We start from the raw sequence: 20,205 nt of genomic DNA, 5'->3' as shown, positions 1-20,205 counted from the left end.
GCTTGGTTGATTAAATAGCAATAAGAAGAGGTCTTTGCTTAATTTCTGTTCGAAATCAAGCTCTCGCCCGTCATTTCGGTGGGCTTATTTATCCCCATGATATCCAGGATTGTCGGGGCGACGTCGATTAGCCCCCCGCAGCGAAGCCGGATATTACGGAGCTCCTTTTCAGGGGAAATCAGCAGGAACGGGACCTTATTCAGGGAATGGCTTGGTTTTAGCTTTCCGTCGGGATAGAGCTTGTCCTCAGCGTTTCCATGGTCAGCGGTAACAAGCACAGTATAGCCATTGTCAAGCCCTGCGTCCACAACCTTCCCAACACAGTCATCTACAACCTCAGTTGCTTTTATTATCGCGCTTTTTACTGCAGAGTGCCCCACAAGGTCGCAGTTTGCGTAATTTACGAGTATGAAGCCAAATTCCCCACTCTCGATTTCTTCAAGGAGCGTTTCGGTAACTTCACTAGCAGACATCTCCGGCTTCTTGTCGTAAGATGGGACTTTCGGGGAAGGAACCACAATTCTTTCCTCCCCAGGATACGGCTTTTCAACCTGTGAATTGAAAAAGAAAGTCACATGCGGGTACTTTTCCGTCTCGGCAATCCGCAGTTGGCGAACCTTGCTTGAAGACAAAATGCTTCCAAGGTTATTTGGAATGTCCTCCTCTCCAAACGCAAAAGGGCAGTCAAAAGTGGAGTCATACTGCGTAAAGGTCACAAACTTAGTCTTAGGCCATGCCTGCCTGTCAAAACCCTTAAAATCCTTCGATATAAAGGCCTCGGTAAGCTGGCGAGGCCTGTCTGAGCGGAAATTGAAAAAAATTACGCAGTCGCCTTCTTTCACAAGCCCAATTGGCTTATCATTTTTCCCAACAATCACTGTCGGCTGGATATAATAGTCGGTCTTGTCCCCTCTCTGGTAGGCATTATCTATTGCCTCATTTGCGCTTTTTGCCTTGTGCCCCACTCCAAGAGCCATCAGGCCATACGCCTCTTTTGTCCGGTCCCAGTTCTTGTCCCTGTCCATTGCGTAGTACCTTCCGACAACTGAAGCGATTTTGCCAACCTTCAGCTCCCCCATCCTTTCCTCGATCATCCCGACATACCGGTGGGCCGAGTGCTCCGGCACGTCCCTTCCATCAGCAATAAAGTGCACAAAGACGTTTTTTGCGCCCCTCTTCTTAGCCATGTCAAGAAGCGCGAGCAGATGGTCCGTGTGCGCGTGTATCGCCTCATCCGAGCAAAGCCCGACCAGGTGAACCCTGGCTTTTCTTCTTTTTGCCAGGTCAAAAGCTTTAGTTAGCTCCTTATTCTTTATAAAGTCGCCGCTTTCTATAGACTTGTTAATCCGGCCATATTTCTGGAGCACAATCCTTCCAGCCCCCAGGTGAAGATGCCCCACCTCTGAGTTGCCCTGCGTGCCGGGAGGAAGTCCAACGGCCTCCCCGGAAGCGTCATTTTCAGCATAAGGGTAATTTTTGAAATAGCAGTCAAAATTGGGCTTTTCTGCCATGCTTATGAAATTTCCGGGTCCCGCAGGAGCACAGCCCCAGCCATCCATGATAATCAGGATGATTTTCCGCATAAATAACCTGAAAATATTACTTAACAATAGCCCCTCCAAAAGCCCTCTATATAGATAAAGTTCAATTATGGGTTGCGGAGTGATGGCGGTCATTAACCAAGGTGGAAACTCAAGTGCTGAAACCTTTGGATTCACAAGATATTTGCTTGAAGAACTGAAGACCCGAGGCCAGCAGGGGTGTGGAATTACAATGTATGACGATTCCGGCCTCCAAAGATATAGGGGTCTAGGGCTGCCAAAGGAAGTCTTCGCGCCAACCGTGATAGAAAACAGTGCCTTTCGGGGAAAGGTGGGCATCGGGCATACACGATACAAGACCAAGGGGAAAAACAGCCCCGCAAATGCCCACCCGGTCAGGGTAAGCAAAAACGGTCTGACCCTAGATCTCACCATGAACGGTGAAATATCCGAGCATCATCTCTGGAGAGATGAACTTGAAAGAAAAGGGGTGGATTTTTACGGCTCTGGCAATGACACCTCAACTATTGGAGGGATCCTTCTTCAGGAATGTTGTGAGAAGAAAGACCCACTTGAAGCCCTTGAATCCACGTACAACAAGATCTTCGGCTATGGAGGGTTTACGCTTATCGGCCTCTACAAAGACCCTAAAAGGGAGAATGACTGTATGTTTTATGCCCGAGATGGCATACGACCACTAAGCAGGTGTGAATTCAGCTCAGACCAGGAAGATTTTATTGCCTTTGCCTCCGAAACAGCTCCATTTGAGAATCTTGGTGGAAAAAACATAACGGAAGTCAATGCTGGCGAAATAGGCGTCTACAACATAGGAAGTGGAGAATTTGAAACCAAAAGAATGGACCGTTCAAATCCCCCCTGTTTCTTTGAATATGTCTATGAGATGAGACCTGATTCGCTAGCCATGGGCAAACCTCTTAATTATCTCAGGCAAGCTCTGGGGGGAATGTTAAAACTAGAACATCCTGCAGTGCCAAATGCTATTATTGTAGGGCTTCCAAATTCAGGCCTTAGCTATGGGGGTGGGTATGGGGCAACTGACAGGAACATTTTCATGAAAAATCCCACCCAAGAGTTCCTAAGATCCTTTATGTTTGACCAGCCCGAGCTTAGAAAAGAGAAGGCAAGAAATGGACTCTCAGTAATTGGCGAAGTCCGTGACAGACCCGTCATTATGGTTGACGATTCAATTGTAAGAAACACTGTTGGCCCAGTTGCTGCAGAAAAACTAAGGAAAAAGGGCGCCAGCGAAGTCCATATCAGAGTTGGCTCACCTCCGATAATTGGACCGTGCGGAAGCGGCATAGATACTCATATGGAGGACCTAATCGTGACTGCTTTGAAATTTGACCCCCGAAAGGTAGCGGAAAACCATGAGGCGTTCGAGAAAAAACTGGCAGAACATAGTGGTTTTGACAGCGTGGGCTACCTATCCAATGAAGGAGCCAAAAAGATATGCGGCAACTGCTGCTATGGCTGTGTCAAAGGAATATACCCCTACCATTTTGAGGGGCTAGAAAAAACGCCATTCAGTTCTGAAGCAGACATCGGCTAAGCTAGTTTTGTATTTCCTCGAAAAACCCCTTCATCTTCAGGCTGTCCTGCTCCAGAAGTGGCGTTTCGCAGATTATCGTGATGTCAATGTTTCTTTTTACAATTTCCCTGGCAAGCTCCTCAAAGTCCGGCCCTGCTGTCCCAAGCGGCAGGTGCCTCCTCTCGCCTGCATCCGTATACTCGATGTTCGAAAAGTGCGTGTGGAGGTGTTTTAAGTGCTTAACTTTGTCCAGGACTTCCTTGTAGTCAATGTGGCCGCCCTGCCTTGCATAAATGTGGGAAAAGTCGATAACCGGCTCAGCAACTTTAAGCTCAGAGCAAATCCTTATCAGTTCGTCAAGTGTGCCAAACTGCGACTTTTTGCCTGTTGTTTCAAGCCCCAATTTCACGTCCCAATTGTTTGAAAGAATCACCTCCTGTATTTCAAGGCAGTTTTTCAGCACCATTTTGTAAACCGTCTCAGGCGCCAATTTTCCGTAAAAGCCGGGATGAAAAACAACGTATTTTGCGCCCAGGTGATGCGCGATTTCGCAGGAGTCAAGAATCCTCTTCTTGCTTGGGGCAAATTTTTCGGGGTTTCCAAAGTTGACATAATACGGCCCATGGACTGAAAGCCCTATGCCAAGCTCTTTTGCAGCTTTGCCTATTTCTATTGCCTTGTCTTTCTTGAGATAAATGCTGTGGACAAATTCGAGTTCCATGAAGTTCAGGCCAATTGAATGCAGATCCTTGAGCCCCTGAATGGTGTCTCCCTTCGTTATTGTCGGAAGGCCCCCCGGCCCAAGGCAAATCATTTTAGCCCCACAGGAGACATATACTCACTTCCGCCCTTGTGAAGAAGCGGCGTAAAGTCCTTTCGCCTGACCCATTCTTCCAGTACAGCCCCGACAACCAGGACATGGTCTCCAAGCTCTTTCATGTCCATAACCTGGCACTCGTAGCTTACCGGGCAGTAAACCACGGGAGGAAAAACCTTCCTAGACCTTATCGGGTCAAGCCCGCACATCTGAAACTTGTCCTTGTCCCGCCCGGAATAGGCGCCGCATATTGCTGCAAGCTCTTTTTGACGGGTATCAAGAAAGTTGAGAGTAAACTCCTCTACCTGCTGAAGATTATAATAGCTGAATCTGTGGGGGGCGATGGAAAACGCGACATATTTGGGGTCAAAGCTGATTGGCATTATGAAGCTAACTGACATCAGGTTCGGCCGCCCATCTTTTCCGCAGGTGCCAAGAAGCGCAACCGCCCTTGGAAAAATCTGCTCGCTTATCCTCATAATTAAAGCAAGGCGGCATATAAAGACCGATTTTAGGGGTGCCTGCACACTGCCGCTCCTGCACCTGGTTTCTTCAAGGTAACTCTCCAAAACCAAGCGCCCTGCTTTCTGAAACGTCCAAACGCCAGACCAGATTTTGTGAAGTTTCCAGAATCGCTTCCGGGGGGTCGGTCTCCAAAAGCCCTATTGCTGTAAGCGCCCTCTCCGAAACCTTCCCGGAAGAAAAAAGCTTGAAAAATCTCATTCTCACTGCCTTTTCCTCGGTTGCATCCTTTACAATGGAAATAGTTCCAAGAAGCCGTACGAAGAAAAAGCTGGAAAAATCGCCAGAATTGCTCTCTATCTCAAGGCACACTTTTGGCCGGCTTTCCATAAGTGCCAGCTTTAGCCCATAGTTGGAAGCGATAACATAAATCCGGCCCTTTTCAAGGACGTAAAAGAAAGGTGCAATATATGGGAATTCGCTTCCTCCAAAAGCAATCCTGCAAAGAAAATTGGACTCTATTAGACGCATCTGCCCTTTTGCTCCAAGAAAAGGAATTCTAAAGGCCCCCATAATAATTGCCGCTTCCCACCATATAAATCAAAAGACCTAATGTTATGAGATTGCCGATTGGCGCAGGCACGTTTTACCCTGCAGACCATGGGGAGCTTATATCCGGGCTTGAGATGTTCTTTGGGGCTGAAACCACGCACTTCCCGGAAGCAAGGGGGCTCATTGTGCCTCATGCGGGCTACCTGTTTTCAGGGCCCGTTGCAGCAAAAACATACAAAGCCGTTTCAAGAAGCGACAAGAAAAACTTCGTAATTCTTGGAACCGACCATTATGGCAAAGGTATAATAGCAACTTCAACTGAAGACTGGTCAACGCCGCTTGGAAACGCAAAAGTAAACCTTGAGATGATAAAGCGCATCACTAAAGAGCAGGCCATAATGGAAGCGCCCGGGGAAATGAAAAGTGAACACTCCATAGAGGTCCAGATTCCCTTCCTCCAGTACCTGTTCAGTGACTTCACCTTTGTGCCGCTGCAGGTTCCAAGACTCCCGCTCGACGAGATTAAGGATCTTGCAAAAATAATAGCCGACAAAAATACAATCTACATCGCATCCTCTGACTTCACGCATTTCGGCTCAAATTACGGATTTGTGCCAAAGGAGAGCATCTACGGGCCGGACGAATATGTAAAAACTCTTGACTCCAAAATTATCGACCTAATTGTTCAGGGCGACACGAAAAAATTCGTTGACTTCATCGAGGACAATGACATGACTGTCTGCGGCTATGTCCCAATTGCCCTTCTCATGGAGGTCATGAAGATTCTCGGCGCCAAAACGGTGGAAAAAATCGCATATGACACATCATTTTCTGTTTCGCATGACGTTTCGGCAATTGTGGGTTACGGCGGGCTTTTGTTTAGGTAACCCTCTGAAAATAAGTGTCACTTTAAAGTAATATAATATTTAAAAACATTCATAAGTATGTCTGAAAAGGAAAGTTTCTGGGAATCCATAAAGGCAGTGCCTGATGATAAGCTCATATACTCTGCTGCAATTGCAGGCGTGCTTGACACTGCGGGCTTTATGAGCATTTACAAGGACGGGCTGCCTGGAACAGAGGAAATAAAGGGCCTGGGAAATCTCCCTGAAAATGCAAAAAGGGTCTACGAGTCCATCACCTTTGAGGATATGTCTCAGGCAGACCCAAACGATTATCTCTTAGGGTACTTTTACAGCAAGGAGGGCTATGACATTCCAATGCATCTTGCTTCGGTCTTTGCAATTGGCTACGGGCTTTCACGGTTTGCCGATTCCTACGGAAAGGCAAAAGGCAAAAACTATCAGAAATACGTGATGCCCGCAATACTTGGCCTAATGCTTGGCTGGGAGTTTGTTGAGGCCTCTTTTGGCATATTCGGCTGCGGATTTGAAAAAGATACCCTTGGCGACCTCCTGATCGGAGGCGTGGGGGGATACATAGGGAAGGAATATGGATCAAGAGAAAAAGAAACACTGCCAAACTAGTCGAATGCCTTGTGGCTACCCCAAAAGCGATTCAGGCAAATCTATGGCTAAGCCCCTAATCAGAGTTTAAACAATTCAAGCTTAAAAAACAGCAAAAATAATATAGAATCTACTTAGGAGGGGTTCCCTTTTTCCACAAGTGGTCGAAAACCGGCTCCATTAGGTTCTTTGCCATGTGTTCGCTCTGCGTCCAGAAGACTGTGTCCTGTGTTGACTCGACTTCCTTTTCGTCGGTAAGCCCCAAGATGACATGCGCTCCGTCGAAGATGTGCATCCTAGAGTAGTCTTTCTTGAGCCCCGAAATGTCCCTTATCTCCACATAAGGCAAAAGCTCTGCAACAATGCTCTTGTTCCTGTCGGTTATTGGCGCTGCAACAAAGACCGGCACCTTTGCGCCCTTAAGCTTGCTAAGCGTCTTTATGTGGTATGTCAGGTTCTCAAGCCCCCTTTCTGAAGTCAAAATCTTTGCATACTTGGTTGTTTTGCCAAGCATCGACTTGACGTGAAAGTTGACCTTGTCTTCGGACTTTATGACACCGCTGAAGTCAGAAGGGTTGACAACATGAAGGTCTTTCTGGAAAAGGGTTGTCAAATCCCTCATTATCTCGCTGTCTTTAAGTTCCCGCAGCCGCTTTCCTGATGCCTCAGCGTGCTTGAGAATGTTCATTCTCATCCTCTCCACTGCTTCCATTGGCTCCACTGCCACATACTTGAATGGGCTTCCGCTCTGTATGATTACCATCCCTTTCTCTTCAAGTGACTCGAGCACGTCATAAGCTCTTGCTCTGGGAACTCCGGACAAGTCTGAAAGCTCACTTGCAGTAGCTACTTTCTTGATAAGCAAAGCGGCATAGATATTTCTCTCATAAAGGTTCAAGCCAATGCCCCTCAGACCCTCCAAGACTTTCCTTGGTACGATTTGTGTTATGACCATATTATAGGTTATTTTCTTATATATAAATAGCTTATCAAAAAACATTTAAAGGAATAGTCAATTGACGGATAGCCGATAACTTACTTAGCAGGAAAGATATATATAAGAGTAGGTATTACATCTGAATCAGCGCCGAAAGCAGCCCTTTCTGCCAAATTATTAATTTTGTCATAATCTTATGGGCCTCAGGAAACTGGTTTTGAGCTGGCAAATGCTAATCTTGTTTGTGGCGCTTGCAGTATCTATCTGGGCGATTTCCCCGGATCCCAGCCCAAAAGGCCTGGAAGTCACGTCTGTCGGGTATGGCCCCTTTTACGGAAACCTCAAGTCGGGGACTATAATCTATGCCGCAGGAATGCTGGGGGAAGGGACTCTTACAGACCTTACCAGCCCCGCACAGCTTGCAGATTTCCAGGGAAAAACCGGCTACCTTACCCTCAGGACAGATTATGGAACACAAACCATCCTACTCGATGGAAACGACACATTCAACCTCACTACTGAAAAAATCCCGGGCTCTAACCTGAAATTCGGGCTCGACATACAGGGAGGCACAAGGGCGCTGCTCAGGCCCGAAAACCTTACAAACTCAACTCTTGATGACATTGTTTCAGTCCTGCAGACCAGAATCGACGTTTACGGGCTGAGGCAGACAGAATTCAGGAAAGTCGAAGTGGGGGACGAAAAGCTTCTGATGGTTTCCATTGCTGGCGGAAGCCCTCAGGAAATCGAACAGCTCCTTTCAAGAAGGGGCGACTTCAAGGCGACAATCCCCCTTACAATAAAGGACAAGGGGACATTCCTGCTTGGAAAATATACGGGGGGACAGAATGAAGAGTACACCCTCAAGATTAAGGATGAAACAAGCATTACTATAAACGGCAAGACCTACGAAACAGGGGACATTTTTGAGCTTAATGGCATTGTTTTCAGCGTCAAAAACGTAACAGCCAAGCTTTCGGTAATCGAGGGGCAGGTCTTCACCAGCAAGGATATAATTAATGTAGGCATACCTCCTGAGGCAAGCTACCTTCAAAGGTCCGGAACCGGCTACAGGTACCAGTTTGGCGTGGTTATTTCGGAAAGCGGCTCAAAAAGGTTTGCCGAGCTTACTCAGAACCTAAACACCATTCCCGGCTCGGACGAGGGCTCTCTTTCGGAAAAAATCCACCTCTACCTTGACGAAAAGGAGTTTGACGCCCTTGGGATCTCTGCCTCACTGAAAGGAAAGCAAGTCACAAACCCGGTTATCACTGGATACGGCGACACAGAAGAAAGCGCCAAAAAGAGCAGGGACACGCTTAAAGCGGTCCTGAAATCCGGCGACTTGCCGACAAAAGTGGAAATTGTGTCCATCGACCGGCTTAATTCAACGGTTGGGGAAAGCTACCTCAGAATGATTCTTCTTGCAGGGCTTAGCGCCATACTTGTGGTAAGCGCGGCCATATTTATCCGGTACCGGAAATTCAGGATTTCCCTGGGAGTGATAGCGACAATGCTCTGCGAAGTCGTGATAATCCTTGGCTTTGCAGCCCTTACCCAATGGAACCTGTCCTCCCTTGCCCTCTCGGGACTTATTGCAGCAATCGGCTTTGGAGTCGATAACCAGATATTCATTGTTGACGAAACCACAAAGAAGAAGGAAAAATACACCTTACGAGAGGGCCTTAAGAGGGCCTACACCATGATACTTGGCTCAGGCGCCACAACTATATTTGCAATGATCCCAATACTGTTCCTTGGCTTTGGCATATTCAAGGAAATCGGCGGCTTTGCGCTCACCACCATTGTAGGTGTCCTTGTAGGGATACTCATCACAAGGCCGGCTTTTAGCAAATACGTAGAGTACCTTCACGAGAAGGAATCCGCTTAAGGCAATCTTTCGCCCAATACTGGCTCTTAAATGTTCCCCAAGGATTACCACTCACAAACGGTTCTTTAGTGACTATATTGCCAGAAAAGAGCATGCCCCAAATTTTAGAGTTAAATAAATATAAAAAGAACCGCCCCAAAAACCTTATTTAAACTAAGATATTATTATGATATTTGATGAATTGGCCGAAAAAGGCAAGTCGCAAAAGCTGCACTTCACGCTTATTGACCCGGACAAACAGCCCGTGGAGGAGGCGGTAAAGCTTGCAAAATTCGCAAAAGAATGCGGAACCGATGCATTCATGATTGGCGGGTCTTCCCCAACAGTAGTAATTAGCTTGGATGAAACCGTAAAGGCAATAAAAGAGGCATGCAAGCTTCCAGTAATCCTTTTCCCACACTCACATGCGGGAATCTCAAAGCATGCAGATGCAATATTCTTTATGAGTCTTTTGAACTCAGCAGACGTAAACTATGTTATAGAAGAGCCCGTCAAGGGGGCTCCCCTGATAAAGGCCTATGGAATCGAGCCAATCCCGATGGGCTACCTTATGTTTGAGTCAGGAAAGACCTGCACATCCCAGTTTGTGGGAAGGGCAAAGCTTCTTCCAAACAGCAAGCCGGAGATCGCAACAAGCTACGCTCTTGCCGCCCAGTTCCTTGGAATGAAGCTTCTTTACCTTGAGGCGGGGAGTGGAGCGGAAAACCCTGTCTCAAACCAGGTCATAGAGCATGTAAAAAGGAATGTTAATATCCCCGTAATCGTGGGCGGCGGCATAAGGGACAAGTCAACTGCCTTGGAAAAGCTAAATGCTGGCGCAGACATTATCGTCACAGGGACAATAAACGAAGGAAACCGCGAAAAGTTAAGGGAGATTATAGGCACAATCAAGAAATACAGGTAATTACAGCCATTATCCTAAAGCATTCGGCAGTAGGGTCACTTTTCACTAAATCCAAATAGCAGGCCCGGTAGCCAAACTTAAAAAATAACTGACTATATCGCGTATCCAAAGACTGAGGTCATGAAAAATGGATAGAACAACATAGGTATTAAGACAAACAGCACGGCATAAAAGAACATTGCCAGAGCGAGGTTTCTTGCAAGCATTCCCTGCTCCATTACATGGTCAGACCCATAGGTGCGCCTCGTAAAGTAAATCGTAAGCAGAGTTACCATCTCAATCAGAAAAAAACCAAATATGAACTCCAGTTCGAAAGGCATCACCAGATTTACCCCCGCAAGGATCATCATATCATAAAATGTCTGGGCAAATGCCCCATAGAAGAGCGTGGGGAAAAACTCAGTATATGACCAGAAATAGCCAAACACCATCATAAGCAGGACGTGAAACGCGCCAATAAGCCCAAACAGAACCCCCAAAACCGGCGCATGAAGCTGAAAAGTCAGAAACCTCTTTTCCAAGAGGTTCCTGCTGCACAGATGAGTATAGGAAATAACTGCTATTGCAGCGCCAAGCACCAGAAACATATTGTAGAATATGCCTTCAAAAAGCTCCGTGCTGGGGTAAGCCATAGCCCCCGAATACCAGATAAGGCCTGCAAACCCAGGCAGCATCACGCAAAGGCCAAGAAGAACTGAAACAAGCCAGACGGGTACTTTGAGCCCAACTAACTGTAAAACTGAAGCTTTTGCACGGGGGGCTTTTCTATGCCCTTTGCCATGACTCTTTGCCTTATGGGGGTGAAGAATAAACTCTCCAAAGAAGGCAATAAAAAGCAAAGGCAGCACCAGATTCATCAAAATAGCAAGCTGCGATGCTGAAACCGGCGACTGGACTAGAAAGACAAGATATGGAAAGAATATTGCAATGCAAACCGAGAGGGCTACAAAAAGCCAAACAAACAAGTCCTGTTTGGGCATTATTAATAATAGGGAAAAATAAGCTATATATTGAAGCGGATATTAGTCCATTCGTTGTCCATGCCACAGCAAAATCATAGATGCAATCTCCAGAAAGCTTCCTGATGCAGGATGTATTTTTTGCCCTTCCATAGCATCAACCTTAAAAAAGATACTGCCCCTTTAAATAATGGTTCACCTGATTATAGCCGAAAAGCCGACTGCGGCAAAGAAGATTGCAGACGCGATTCTTGATAACTACACCGCCAAAAAAGCGACAGGGGGCGTGAGCTACTTCGAGTCGCCCGATGGCAATACAATAGTCGCTTCAGCCGCAGGCCATATCTTCGGGCTTGAGGAGGAAAAGAAAAGGCCCTACCCGAATTTCGACCTCTCCTGGGCGCCGGCTTTCAAGAAAAACAGCTTTACTGCGAAATTCCACAAGGTATTGATGCACCTCGGAAAGATGTCAACGGAAACCACAATCGCAACAGATTACGATGTCGAGGGCGAAGTTATCGGGTACAACATTTACCGCTTCCTTTGCGGGAAAAGCAGGGCAACAAGGATGTGCTTTTCAACACTCACAAAGCCAGAGCTTAAAAAAGCGTTTGATACAAGAAAGAATGGTGTAAACCTGGGGCTGGCTGAGGCAGGGCTTACAAGGCACTACCTGGATTTTTTCTACGGCGTCAATATTTCAAAGGCGCTTACAGGCTCGATTCGGACTGCGACAAACCGCTACCAGCTTCTTTCTTCCGGAAGGGTTCAGGGCCCGACTCTTGCTCTCATAGTAAAGCGCGAGCTTGAAATCGAGGCGTTCAAGCCGGTTCCATACTGGCAGATTAATTTTCAGACAAGCAGGAACGGAAAAGGCGAAAAGTTCCCGGAAACGCTCACCTTTGAGTACGAAACTGACAAAATCTGGGAAAAGCCGGAGGCAGAAAAGATATTTTCCAGTTGCCAGGGAAAAAATGCAGTCGTTGACAATATCCAGACAAAAAAGCACAAGCTTAACCCCCCGACACCTTTCAATTTAACAGACCTCCAGTCAGAAGCTTACCGTGTATTCGGCTATGCCCCGTCAAGGACGCAGAGCATCGCCCAGGGGCTCTACCTGCAGGGGGTAATTTCATACCCCCGAACTTCTTCCCAGAAGCTTCCTGAGTCTATTGAGTACAAGCCGATCCTGGAAAAGCTCGCCAAAAGGTACCCACTTGGAAAGCAGCTTCTCGGAAAAGACCTTAAGCCAAATGAAGGAAACAAGACCGACCCGGCCCACCCGTCAATTTACCCGACCGGAGAAGAGCCGGAGAAACTGGACAAGGATGCTGAAAAGCTTTACGAGCTTATAGTCCACAGATTCTTTGCCATATTCGGCCAGCCGGCGGAAAGGATGTCCATGAAGGTTACCGCCCTTATCGACGCTTATGCCTTCAACTGCACAGGTGCAAGGACTATCGCAAAGAACTGGCTTGAAATGTACCCTTACGCAAAGCTTGAAGAAGTAGAGCTTCCCAGCCAGGAGAAAGGAACCGTCCTGATTGTCGACGCCCTCAACATGCTTGACAAGGAAACCCAGCCCCCAAAACGGTACAACCAGGCAAGCTTAATCAAGGAGCTTGAAAAGCGAAACCTTGGCACAAAGTCCACAAGAGCCGCCATCATCCAGATTCTCTATGACAGAAACTACATCGAAGGGCAGAAGATAAAAGCAACCACTCTTGGCGTGCGGCTCATTACCACTCTTGAAAAATTCGTGCCCGAAATTGTGTCCGAAGAACTGACGGTAAAGCTTGAAAGCGAAATGGAGCAGATTCAGGAAGGAACAAACAAGCGCGAAAACGTCCTCGAAGAAGCAAAGGAAAACCTTACGAGCACCTTCAAAAAGTTCCGGGCTCACGAAAAAGAAATCGGGCAGGAGCTTTCCGGCTCGGCGCTGGAGACGCAGGAAATCCAAAATAAGCTCGGCCCCTGCCTGAAGTGCGACGACGGAGAGCTGAAATTCATCAGGATGTACAACGGCTCGAGGTTTGTCGGCTGCACCAATTACCCAAACTGCAAGAATGCTTATCCACTCCCTTACAACTGCGCGATTGAAAAGACCGGCAAAACCTGCGAAAAGTGCAATACTCCTATTTTGAAGATAATCAGAAAAGGCCACCGCCCGTTCACCATGTGCCTTGACCCTAACTGCGAAACCAAGAAAGACTGGGGCGCAAAAAAGAAGGAAAAGCCGGAAGATGCCTCTCCTGAAGGCGCCGTAATCCCAAAGGCAGGAGAAACGGCCAATAAAACAAAGCCAAAGGCAGTGAGAAAGAAAAAAGCGCCCCGGGAAAAGGCGGGCAAAACCACCAAGAAGAGGGCTCCAAGGAAGACAAAAGAGGAATAAATATTACTAAAGGATAGATAGATTTATGAGAACTTCGCAGCAGGAAGCTTTGGTAGGAATATTAGAAGAAATTGGAAAGGGAGATTTAACCGAGATTCTTGAAAACAGAAAATTTGAAAGCGTAGAAATTGGCTTGCAATTGCCTATTTCTAAAGAGGATGAGGTATTTTTAGGAAAAGTCAAACAGCACTATGATTTGCCTGGCACCTTCAATTGTACCACTAAGTATACTCCAAGAATGGATCCTGAAATCGAGAAAGTAATGAATGAAGGAAACCATTGGATAAATGAAAAACAAATGCTTCCTTTCGCATACCTCTATTGTGACTTACCCTTCAGCGCCGAAAGCGGCTTAAGGCATATTGTCGGTATAGGCGATAAGAATCGCACCGACCTGACGGAACTCACCCACCTTTATAACAGACACATAAAGCCTGATGAGACAAATAAGCCCCTAAGCGCAGAAATATATTACTATAGCCACATTTGGGACAGGGAAGAGTGGAAAGACAAGCATCCAGAGGCAGTTAAAATGGTGCCTCGGCTTGTAGGCGGCCTTTTGGATGACGGTTATGAGCCAAGAAAAATTGACATCCGGCTTAGGCCCAGAGGAAGCATGCATCTTAATGAAGGGGGAGAAATGATTCTGGAAGATTATGGAGAAAGCCGCAAGCCAAAACCGCATGTGGCTTTTTTGGGAGATATAGTTCTTCCGGGAATGCTCAAAAAAAGCCGGGGGGGTGGTGTAAAAAGCAATATTCCCAAACTCGTTGCCCAGTATAACATGCCCACCACAGCGTATAAGATTACATAAGAACCACAATCGTAGTGCTTTCTGCAAAGGAATACTTTTGGAGAGGTTAGATTATGGGACAAATTCGGGTTTATGACATGGCTCCAAAAGATATGAGAGATGCCCTAGGCAGTAGTTCAATAGGAGTTGCCCTCGCAATGACTCTAATAGACGATTCCAAAAAACTTATACTTACTCCTGCACACCTGTTGGCTGCCGATGCCTTTTGTCGAAGCGGGCTAAAATCAGATGGTCTGGAAGAAAGCGGACCTCAGTACATTGCAAGACGAAGCCCCTGGGGGGTGTCTCCGAATGTCGTAGCGGCAGCATACGAATATTCCAAATGCAAGCTCTAAGCTATTATGGATGACAAAAGCAAACAAGGAAAAGAATACGAAATGGCAATAAGAGAGTGGTGGGGAAACACTTCCCCCAGCAAAAAGGCAGTTTACGGCATTGGAGGGCTTGCCGCGCTTGGGGGCCTCATAGTCATTGGCTCCATTGCCGGGGCCTTGATGGGCGCCGTAAGCGGAGAAGTGCTCGACCATACGCCATACCTTGGGGAGGCAGTCATAAATGGGTTCGAGTATCTTGGAAACTTTGTAAGCCCGGACTATGCAAGCCAGTCGGCAGAAGCGCTTCAGGGAAACCTTGACAAGGCCGGCGCAGCAGCGGGATTTTTAGGAGGATTTTTGAAAAGTTATGGCATGGCTCCGCAGATAAGCTTGCCGCAGGGTAGTGAAAAAGCAAGCTCTGGCAGCTAAAAACCGCAAAGGAATTACCGCCCCTACCAGGGCTCCTTTTTTAACTTGATAATATAGCCAAAAACATTTGAGGCCTTGTGGATAAAGGGGGTAACAATTACCAGAAACACGACCCAGTCAAGAGGCATTCTGTAGAAAAGTGAGAGAGAGCAAAGCGAAAAAATCAGGAAGTCCAGCTGGTCAAGAATCGGAGCAGGCGCGCCTCGGGGCATATCAAGGCGGCGCTTGAAAAAAGAGCCAACCAAGTCCCCCAGAAGCGCAAAAAATGAAAGCATAAATATCGTGAGGAAAGTGTGCTCAAATGAAATTCCTGCGTACCCGGCAAAGCCGGCATTCTGAAGCAAAATCAGGACAAGGCCGGCAATTATCCCGAATATTGTCCCCCCAATAAGCCCTTCATAAGTCTTTCCATCGCCAAACCAGCGCCGGCCGTCACTGAAATTTCGTTTCCCGTCGATTGGAGTCTTTCCCCGGATGAAGACCGGCATGAAATTAGCGCAATATGCGGGAATCACCAGCCACAGGCTATTAAGTATTATGTCCCACATAACTTATGCAGGAAAAGGTAATAGTTATATCATGCCCAAATTGCGGAAAAAAGACTGAGATACCGCTAAGGGTGTTCTATGACGGCTATGAAGGCCCTGTCTGCTGCTCTTCCTGCGGAGAAGAATTGGATGTCGATTCTGAGGAGGAATAAGCATAGTCTTTTTATATTACACTCCACTTACATTCCGGCTTAAATACGTTATTCCAAATGAGTAGATAGGGTACACACAGGAGGGAGAGGGTCTATAGATGAAAGAAAACGCAATCCCCGAGAAATTGCTCTTGGGAGGAGTAAGGCAGACCAGCATGCCCGGCACCTGAGGCAAGAAGAAGCCAAAGGAAGTCGCCCAACCACGTTTAGGCCGCCAGTTATGTCAGATAAGGGTTCGGACTCAAGCAACATAGTCGAGAGACTAGAAGAAGACCGACTTCAAAGAGAGTATGATTTGCTAGGTGATAGACGAGAAGGCCTGGACAAAATTAGAGGTTATCTGAATACAGCCCTTGAAAAATACCGCAACGGAGAACCTTTTCCAAGAGATTGGCTGGGGCTAGCCGAGACTAAATTCGAAATGTTGGGCATTGAAATTCCAGAATCCTCAACGCATACAGGAGACCTATTTATAGACCATTATGCTCCACTAAAAGCTGTTCTTGATTGCACCCGGGCTGGCGAAAATGTTCTAGAAGGTTTCAGGAGACCCACCGTGAAATATCTGCTCAGGGCTAAAAGAATTGCTGAAGAAAACGAGGCATATATCGGAAAAGGTATCTTAGAACCTCCAAAAGCACCGGAAATTAGCCCAGAACTTGATTCCACCATGGAAATACGGGGGTATTGCTCAGATCCAAGAAGGTCCGAAAGGCCTCCAGAAAAAAGTTTCTCCTCCTCAGAAGACCGCTCCAAGCACTCCCGTCGTGGATTGAACGACGACTGTTACCTCACCACTGCATGTGTGGGTGTAATGGGTTTAGATGATAACGGCCGGGATCTTTCGGCTCTGAGAACTTTTAGAGATGATGTGCTCGCAAACACGCCTGAAGGAAGAATGCTACTGGCACACTACGAAGAAGTCGCGCCACGAATAGTAGAAGCAGTAAATAAAAGGCCAAATGCAAAAAGAATCTGGGAGGGGGAAGTCTACCCTCAGATAGCAGCCACCACCTCGCTATTGCTTTCAGGTCTTCCTAGTGAAGCAATTGCAACATACCAGAACATGACCTTGGGTTTGGAGAAAAAATACCTCCGCCCGAACTAGACCTGACAAAATCTTAAATTATATGGGCCCGCCCAGATTCTCAAGAATATTCGCGCAAGCGGTAACTGCTTTCTTTTGCGCTTGGGGCTTTTCTTTTGCAAAGAAAAGCTTCATTTGAACTGGGGATCTCTTCCATGTGAAGGAAGCGTCTTAGCCGGGCTGGACTACGAGCCCATATATTAATCGAAATGACAAGCAATAAAAGGCGTATATATCTGCGAAGCAGGAATCTGCTTCTTTGGGGTGACCCTAAGACCTTTCTTGCAAGAAAGGGATAGGGGACTACGAGCCCATAAATAAGCAACACAGATAATATTTTGAAGCGCTTCAGGAGAATCATAATTGAAAAGCACTACGCAACAATTACAAAACTGGAAATTAACTAAATCAAGCCCAAGAATGTTATGGCAATCGAAATACGCGGAATCGTAAAAGACGCCAGAACAGCAGAAAGGGAAGAAAGGCCTAGCAGCACAAAAGTGCAGGACTTTCTTTCCGAGCTTGTAAACATTCTAAAGGAAAAGCTGAACACCCAGAACAGCAAAATTGAAAGAATAAGGACAGACGTCAGTATGCTCAAGCAGAACGACCTTGAGCTGATGAAAAAGAATATGCGGGTGCTTGAGCAGAGAATGGAGGCGCTTGAGAAAAAAATCGAGTCCCAGAAGCCAGAAGTCGACTCAAAACTGCTGGATGCCCTGAAAAAGGCCTAAAACCCGCAGGCAAAAAACCATTTTATCTTTTTTGAGATGTTATTTTATGTTCAAATTATCTATAGACAAGGAAAAATGCATTGGCTGCGGCTCTTGCGTTGCGGTTTGCAATAACTGGGAAATTGGTGACGATGGAAAGGCTGCCCCAGTAAACGGCTCTGTAAAGGAAATCGGGTGCAACAAAAAAGCCAAGGAGATTTGTCCTGTCGATGCGATTGAGATAAAGGAAACAAAAGATTAACCCAAAACATCTTCGCCTGCTTTTTTATATTTGGTTTTACTGGGTGCGTGCCTGCGCATGAGGATTCTATGGTTACACTCAGAAAGTAGATTTTGTAAAAGTTGCAACAAGCAAAGACCCCACCTACTTTACAAGCGTGAACTTCCCAGTTCCCTTCAGTGACTCCATCTTCTTAACTGCAGAGTTCGCTCTTTTTTCAAGCATTGCCTGCCCTTTTTTCGGGTCTTTTGTCTTCAGCTTAAGCAGGAACTTCGTATTGCCAAGGTACGTTGCCTCAATGTCGCCAAGCTCCTCAAGGGCTTTTTTTATGCAGTCAACGCCCCTGCCGGAATTAGAATGGAGCTCTATCTCCCCCTTGAACTCATAGGTCTTTTCTCCAGTACTGAATCTCTCAATTACGGAGGAAAAGTCCTCTCCAAGCCCAAGGTCAGTCTCTCCCTCCCTCATCAGCCGCATGGAAGAGTAAACACCTCCAAACTTCTCCTTAAGCCGGCCTATCGCCTCGTCGACCCTTGTGTCAGGAATTCCAAACTCCTTTGAAACCATCCTGAACATCCGGGCGGATTTTCTCTCCTTCCGGAAGTGCTCAAGCTTCTTTTCCGAGTCATATTTTGAAACGTCTTTCATTGACAGCTCCACCTGCCCATCAATATGCGCAATCTTTGCAACTATGAGGTCTCCTTTCCTCATGAACTTCCTTATATCCCTGATCCAGAGCCCCGGAACGTTTGCGACATTCAAAAATGCAGGCATGTCGTACTCAGACAGGCGGGCTGCAATCGAGTTCGAGTGAACCTCAGTGATCTCTGCAACGACAAGGTCCCCCCTCTTCGGCCTCAAACTCATAGTAGCTTTTCAACCTCTTCTTCAAAATTAACCAGCCGTATGTCATTCAGTATGAGTTCGCTGTCGCCAAAAAATTCATTCTTCCTGACCTTTCCGACAAACAGCATCTCTTTTCCGACAAGCTTATCCTTCTTTATCTTCTGGGCGACATCCCGGAAAGAAACAAACCTTTTCGCAGAAGTGCCGTCGTCAAGGTATCCTTTTACAATCAGGTTTCTTTTCGGCTCGACTTTTCCATCCTTTTCGCACCTGTAATCCCCATCGCTGTCCTCCACGCGCCCTTCGCATTTTGGGCAGGTAAGGTACTCGTTTTCTGTTGTCGAAACTATTATCGCCCTTGTTTCTGCAAAATCATTTTCCCTGAGCTCATCAAGCTGCCGCCTTTTTGCAGAAATCTGTCCCCCGGAATAACCTTCGCCAAAGGGCTTGCTGTTTTCAGCAACCTTTATGTCCCGGTCAACCTTCTGGATGATGCTCGACTGTCCTGTATGTATCTCAGGAATTCCAAAAGAATTCGGCTTTGTAATGCACCGGTTGACCCTTATGACATCTCCGGGCTTTAATGCTTCTGCTTCCTTCACCTTCTCGTTCCAGAAAACCACCCTTATAGTTCCGGTTTCGTCGCCGATAACGACATTTTGCACCTTTCCTTTACGGTCTGCCTTCGAAAATTCTCTCACCTCTGAAAGCGAAACAATCTTTCCTACTACATCCACAGACTTAAGCCCGGGAACAACATTTTTTATCTTCAAGCTTAGGTCCCTCTTTTCAAGCAGGTCGAGCCCCTCCTCTTTTGCAATTATATAGGCAGCGCCTTCTTCGGAAACAAGCCCGGAAAGCTCAATAATCTTGTCCTCAATCCTCTGCTCAAGCTCGTCCTTTGGAATGCTTGCTTCCTTTGAAATTTTCTCCTTGAGTTCCTCCAGCTCCATAATAAAGGTTAAAATTTTAAGGTAGGGTTGGTGTGTGGCTTCACCAAACAGCTTATAGAGAATATATTGCATATTGTATGATGGAGTTTACGATTATTCTCGGGCTAATGGCTGGCCTACTCACAACGCTTGCAAGCATCCCGCAGATAATAAAGAGTTGGAAGACCAGGAAGACGCGCGATATTTCCACTCCCTGGATAGTCCTAACCGCTTCGGGTGTGTTTTTGTGGCTTTTTTATGGATTTTTGGCCAGGGACATTCCGCTTATGGCAGCAAACTCTGTATCTATTGTTCTCCTGCTCTCCCTGCTTGTGATGAAGCTTAGGTTTGGGTAATTTCTGCCACGTTACAGAGTCCCTTAGACCAAGCCCGACAGATAATCCTTTAGCTCTTTCCTGGAAAGCTTAACTCTGCACCTAAGATTCTTTATCTTACCGGAACTAACAAGACCAAAATCAGGATAAATATAATGAATTTCAAGGTCATCGCCTTGCTTCCAGAACCCCCAGGCAGGATAAAAATACCTGCCCCTTATCAGAGGCCCAACCGGGTGTCGAAGGCCATAATGGGCGGCAACGTCTCTTATGAAAGCCCCATAGTCTTCTTTGGTCACAAAGCTTTCAGAAGGTCCAAGA

Annotated in this window: 24 protein-coding genes and 1 tRNA gene; 14 read left to right on the top strand and 11 right to left on the bottom strand. The window is 46.7% G+C overall.

Annotation, left to right across the window (positions count from 1 at the left end):
• Positions 1-38: 38 nt before the first annotated feature.
• A complete protein-coding gene (locus JW727_03790; protein ID MBN2095143.1) occupies positions 39-1,583 on the bottom strand; it encodes a 2,3-bisphosphoglycerate-independent phosphoglycerate mutase in 1,545 nt (514 codons plus the stop codon).
• 67 nt (positions 1,584-1,650) lie between these two features.
• Here JW727_03790 and JW727_03785 point away from each other — a divergent pair, with 67 nt between their 5' ends.
• Positions 1,651-3,114 (top strand): hypothetical protein, encoded by a 1,464-nt coding sequence (locus tag JW727_03785; protein MBN2095142.1) that lies wholly within the window; start codon positions 1,651-1,653, stop codon positions 3,112-3,114.
• Between the two features lies 1 nt (position 3,115).
• Here JW727_03785 and JW727_03780 read toward each other — a convergent pair whose 3' ends face one another.
• The 3 genes from JW727_03780 to JW727_03770 all read right to left on the bottom strand — a co-directional run bounded on the left by JW727_03780 (position 3,116) and on the right by JW727_03770 (position 4,945).
• The gene (locus tag JW727_03780; protein ID MBN2095141.1) at positions 3,116-3,907 is read right to left on the bottom strand and encodes a TIM barrel protein; all 792 of its coding nucleotides are present in this window, start codon (positions 3,905-3,907) and stop codon (positions 3,116-3,118) included.
• Positions 3,904-4,389: a flavin reductase family protein gene (locus tag JW727_03775; protein ID MBN2095140.1), complete on the bottom strand. Its 486-nt coding sequence runs from the start codon at positions 4,387-4,389 to the stop codon at positions 3,904-3,906. Before JW727_03775 ends, JW727_03780 begins: the two co-directional genes overlap by 4 nt.
• Positions 4,390-4,462: 73 nt before the next feature.
• Positions 4,463-4,945 (bottom strand): pyridoxamine 5'-phosphate oxidase family protein, encoded by a 483-nt coding sequence (locus tag JW727_03770; protein MBN2095139.1) that lies wholly within the window; start codon positions 4,943-4,945, stop codon positions 4,463-4,465.
• 44 nt (positions 4,946-4,989) lie between these two features.
• Here JW727_03770 and amrB point away from each other — a divergent pair, with 44 nt between their 5' ends.
• A complete protein-coding gene (gene amrB, locus JW727_03765) occupies positions 4,990-5,811 on the top strand; it encodes an AmmeMemoRadiSam system protein B (protein ID MBN2095138.1) in 822 nt (273 codons plus the stop codon).
• A 57-nt stretch (positions 5,812-5,868) separates the two neighbouring features.
• On the top strand, positions 5,869-6,411 hold the full coding sequence (locus JW727_03760) for a hypothetical protein (protein MBN2095137.1): 543 nt from the start codon (positions 5,869-5,871) through the stop codon (positions 6,409-6,411).
• Between the two features lie 109 nt (positions 6,412-6,520).
• Here the strand turns inward: JW727_03760 and JW727_03755 are convergent, their stop codons facing one another.
• A complete protein-coding gene (locus JW727_03755) occupies positions 6,521-7,345 on the bottom strand; it encodes a TrmB family transcriptional regulator (GenBank protein ID MBN2095136.1) in 825 nt (274 codons plus the stop codon).
• Positions 7,346-7,556: 211 nt separating this feature from the next.
• Here JW727_03755 and JW727_03750 point away from each other — a divergent pair, with 211 nt between their 5' ends.
• Positions 7,557-9,218, top strand: a complete 1,662-nt coding sequence (locus tag JW727_03750; protein ID MBN2095135.1) for an MMPL family transporter — start codon at positions 7,557-7,559, stop codon at positions 9,216-9,218.
• A 166-nt stretch (positions 9,219-9,384) separates the two neighbouring features.
• On the top strand, positions 9,385-10,122 hold the full coding sequence (locus JW727_03745) for a geranylgeranylglyceryl/heptaprenylglyceryl phosphate synthase (GenBank protein ID MBN2095134.1): 738 nt from the start codon (positions 9,385-9,387) through the stop codon (positions 10,120-10,122).
• A 92-nt stretch (positions 10,123-10,214) separates the two neighbouring features.
• On the opposite strand, the gene JW727_03740 is transcribed toward JW727_03745, so the two are convergent.
• Entirely contained in the window at positions 10,215-11,102 is an 888-nt protein-coding gene (locus tag JW727_03740) for a hypothetical protein (protein MBN2095133.1), read from the bottom strand.
• Between the two features lie 169 nt (positions 11,103-11,271).
• Here JW727_03740 and topA point away from each other — a divergent pair, with 169 nt between their 5' ends.
• From topA to JW727_03720, 4 genes are read left to right on the top strand one after another with little or no spacing between them, the layout of a single operon-like run.
• A complete protein-coding gene (topA, locus tag JW727_03735; protein MBN2095132.1) occupies positions 11,272-13,473 on the top strand; it encodes a DNA topoisomerase I in 2,202 nt (733 codons plus the stop codon).
• Between the two features lie 25 nt (positions 13,474-13,498).
• Positions 13,499-14,287 (top strand): hypothetical protein, encoded by a 789-nt coding sequence (locus tag JW727_03730; GenBank protein ID MBN2095131.1) that lies wholly within the window; start codon positions 13,499-13,501, stop codon positions 14,285-14,287.
• Positions 14,288-14,340: 53 nt separating this feature from the next.
• Positions 14,341-14,622 (top strand): hypothetical protein, encoded by a 282-nt coding sequence (locus JW727_03725; GenBank protein MBN2095130.1) that lies wholly within the window; start codon positions 14,341-14,343, stop codon positions 14,620-14,622.
• 6 nt (positions 14,623-14,628) lie between these two features.
• Entirely contained in the window at positions 14,629-15,030 is a 402-nt protein-coding gene (locus JW727_03720) for a hypothetical protein (GenBank protein MBN2095129.1), read from the top strand.
• A gap of 23 nt (positions 15,031-15,053) precedes the next feature.
• Here JW727_03720 and JW727_03715 read toward each other — a convergent pair whose 3' ends face one another.
• Positions 15,054-15,578: a CDP-2,3-bis-(O-geranylgeranyl)-sn-glycerol synthase gene (locus JW727_03715; GenBank protein MBN2095128.1), complete on the bottom strand. Its 525-nt coding sequence runs from the start codon at positions 15,576-15,578 to the stop codon at positions 15,054-15,056.
• Between the two features lie 5 nt (positions 15,579-15,583).
• Here JW727_03715 and JW727_03710 point away from each other — a divergent pair, with 5 nt between their 5' ends.
• Together JW727_03710 and JW727_03705 are read left to right on the top strand one after the other, a co-directional pair.
• Positions 15,584-15,730, top strand: a complete 147-nt coding sequence (locus tag JW727_03710; GenBank protein ID MBN2095127.1) for a hypothetical protein — start codon at positions 15,584-15,586, stop codon at positions 15,728-15,730.
• A 220-nt stretch (positions 15,731-15,950) separates the two neighbouring features.
• Positions 15,951-16,838 (top strand): hypothetical protein, encoded by an 888-nt coding sequence (locus JW727_03705; GenBank protein MBN2095126.1) that lies wholly within the window; start codon positions 15,951-15,953, stop codon positions 16,836-16,838.
• Positions 16,839-16,861: 23 nt separating this feature from the next.
• On the opposite strand, the gene JW727_03700 is transcribed toward JW727_03705, so the two are convergent.
• Positions 16,862-17,012 (bottom strand) — tRNA-Val (locus tag JW727_03700).
• A 230-nt stretch (positions 17,013-17,242) separates the two neighbouring features.
• Between JW727_03700 and JW727_03695 the strand changes: the two genes are divergently transcribed.
• Together JW727_03695 and JW727_03690 are read left to right on the top strand one after the other, a co-directional pair.
• A complete protein-coding gene (locus JW727_03695; protein MBN2095125.1) occupies positions 17,243-17,551 on the top strand; it encodes a hypothetical protein in 309 nt (102 codons plus the stop codon).
• Between the two features lie 46 nt (positions 17,552-17,597).
• The gene (locus JW727_03690; GenBank protein ID MBN2095124.1) at positions 17,598-17,792 is read left to right on the top strand and encodes a ferredoxin; all 195 of its coding nucleotides are present in this window, start codon (positions 17,598-17,600) and stop codon (positions 17,790-17,792) included.
• 123 nt (positions 17,793-17,915) lie between these two features.
• On the opposite strand, the gene JW727_03685 is transcribed toward JW727_03690, so the two are convergent.
• On the bottom strand, positions 17,916-18,638 hold the full coding sequence (locus JW727_03685; GenBank protein ID MBN2095123.1) for a hypothetical protein: 723 nt from the start codon (positions 18,636-18,638) through the stop codon (positions 17,916-17,918).
• Positions 18,635-19,570, bottom strand: coding sequence for a hypothetical protein (locus tag JW727_03680; GenBank protein MBN2095122.1), 936 nt, complete (start codon positions 19,568-19,570; stop codon positions 18,635-18,637). Before JW727_03680 ends, JW727_03685 begins: the two co-directional genes overlap by 4 nt.
• 77 nt (positions 19,571-19,647) lie before the next feature.
• Between JW727_03680 and JW727_03675 the strand changes: the two genes are divergently transcribed.
• Complete coding sequence (locus tag JW727_03675; GenBank protein MBN2095121.1) at positions 19,648-19,905, top strand: SemiSWEET transporter; 258 nt, start codon at positions 19,648-19,650, stop codon at positions 19,903-19,905.
• 23 nt (positions 19,906-19,928) lie between these two features.
• Here the strand turns inward: JW727_03675 and JW727_03670 are convergent, their stop codons facing one another.
• Positions 19,929-20,183: a hypothetical protein gene (locus JW727_03670; GenBank protein MBN2095120.1), complete on the bottom strand. Its 255-nt coding sequence runs from the start codon at positions 20,181-20,183 to the stop codon at positions 19,929-19,931.
• Between the last annotated feature and the right edge of the window lie 22 nt (positions 20,184-20,205).

It is taken from the genome of Candidatus Aenigmatarchaeota archaeon (assembly GCA_016932615.1).
Lineage (GTDB): Archaea > Aenigmatarchaeota > Aenigmatarchaeia > QMZS01 > QMZS01 > JAFGCN01.
The sequence above is the reverse complement of the archived record's forward strand: the minus strand, read 5'-3'. Positions and strand labels throughout refer to the sequence as shown.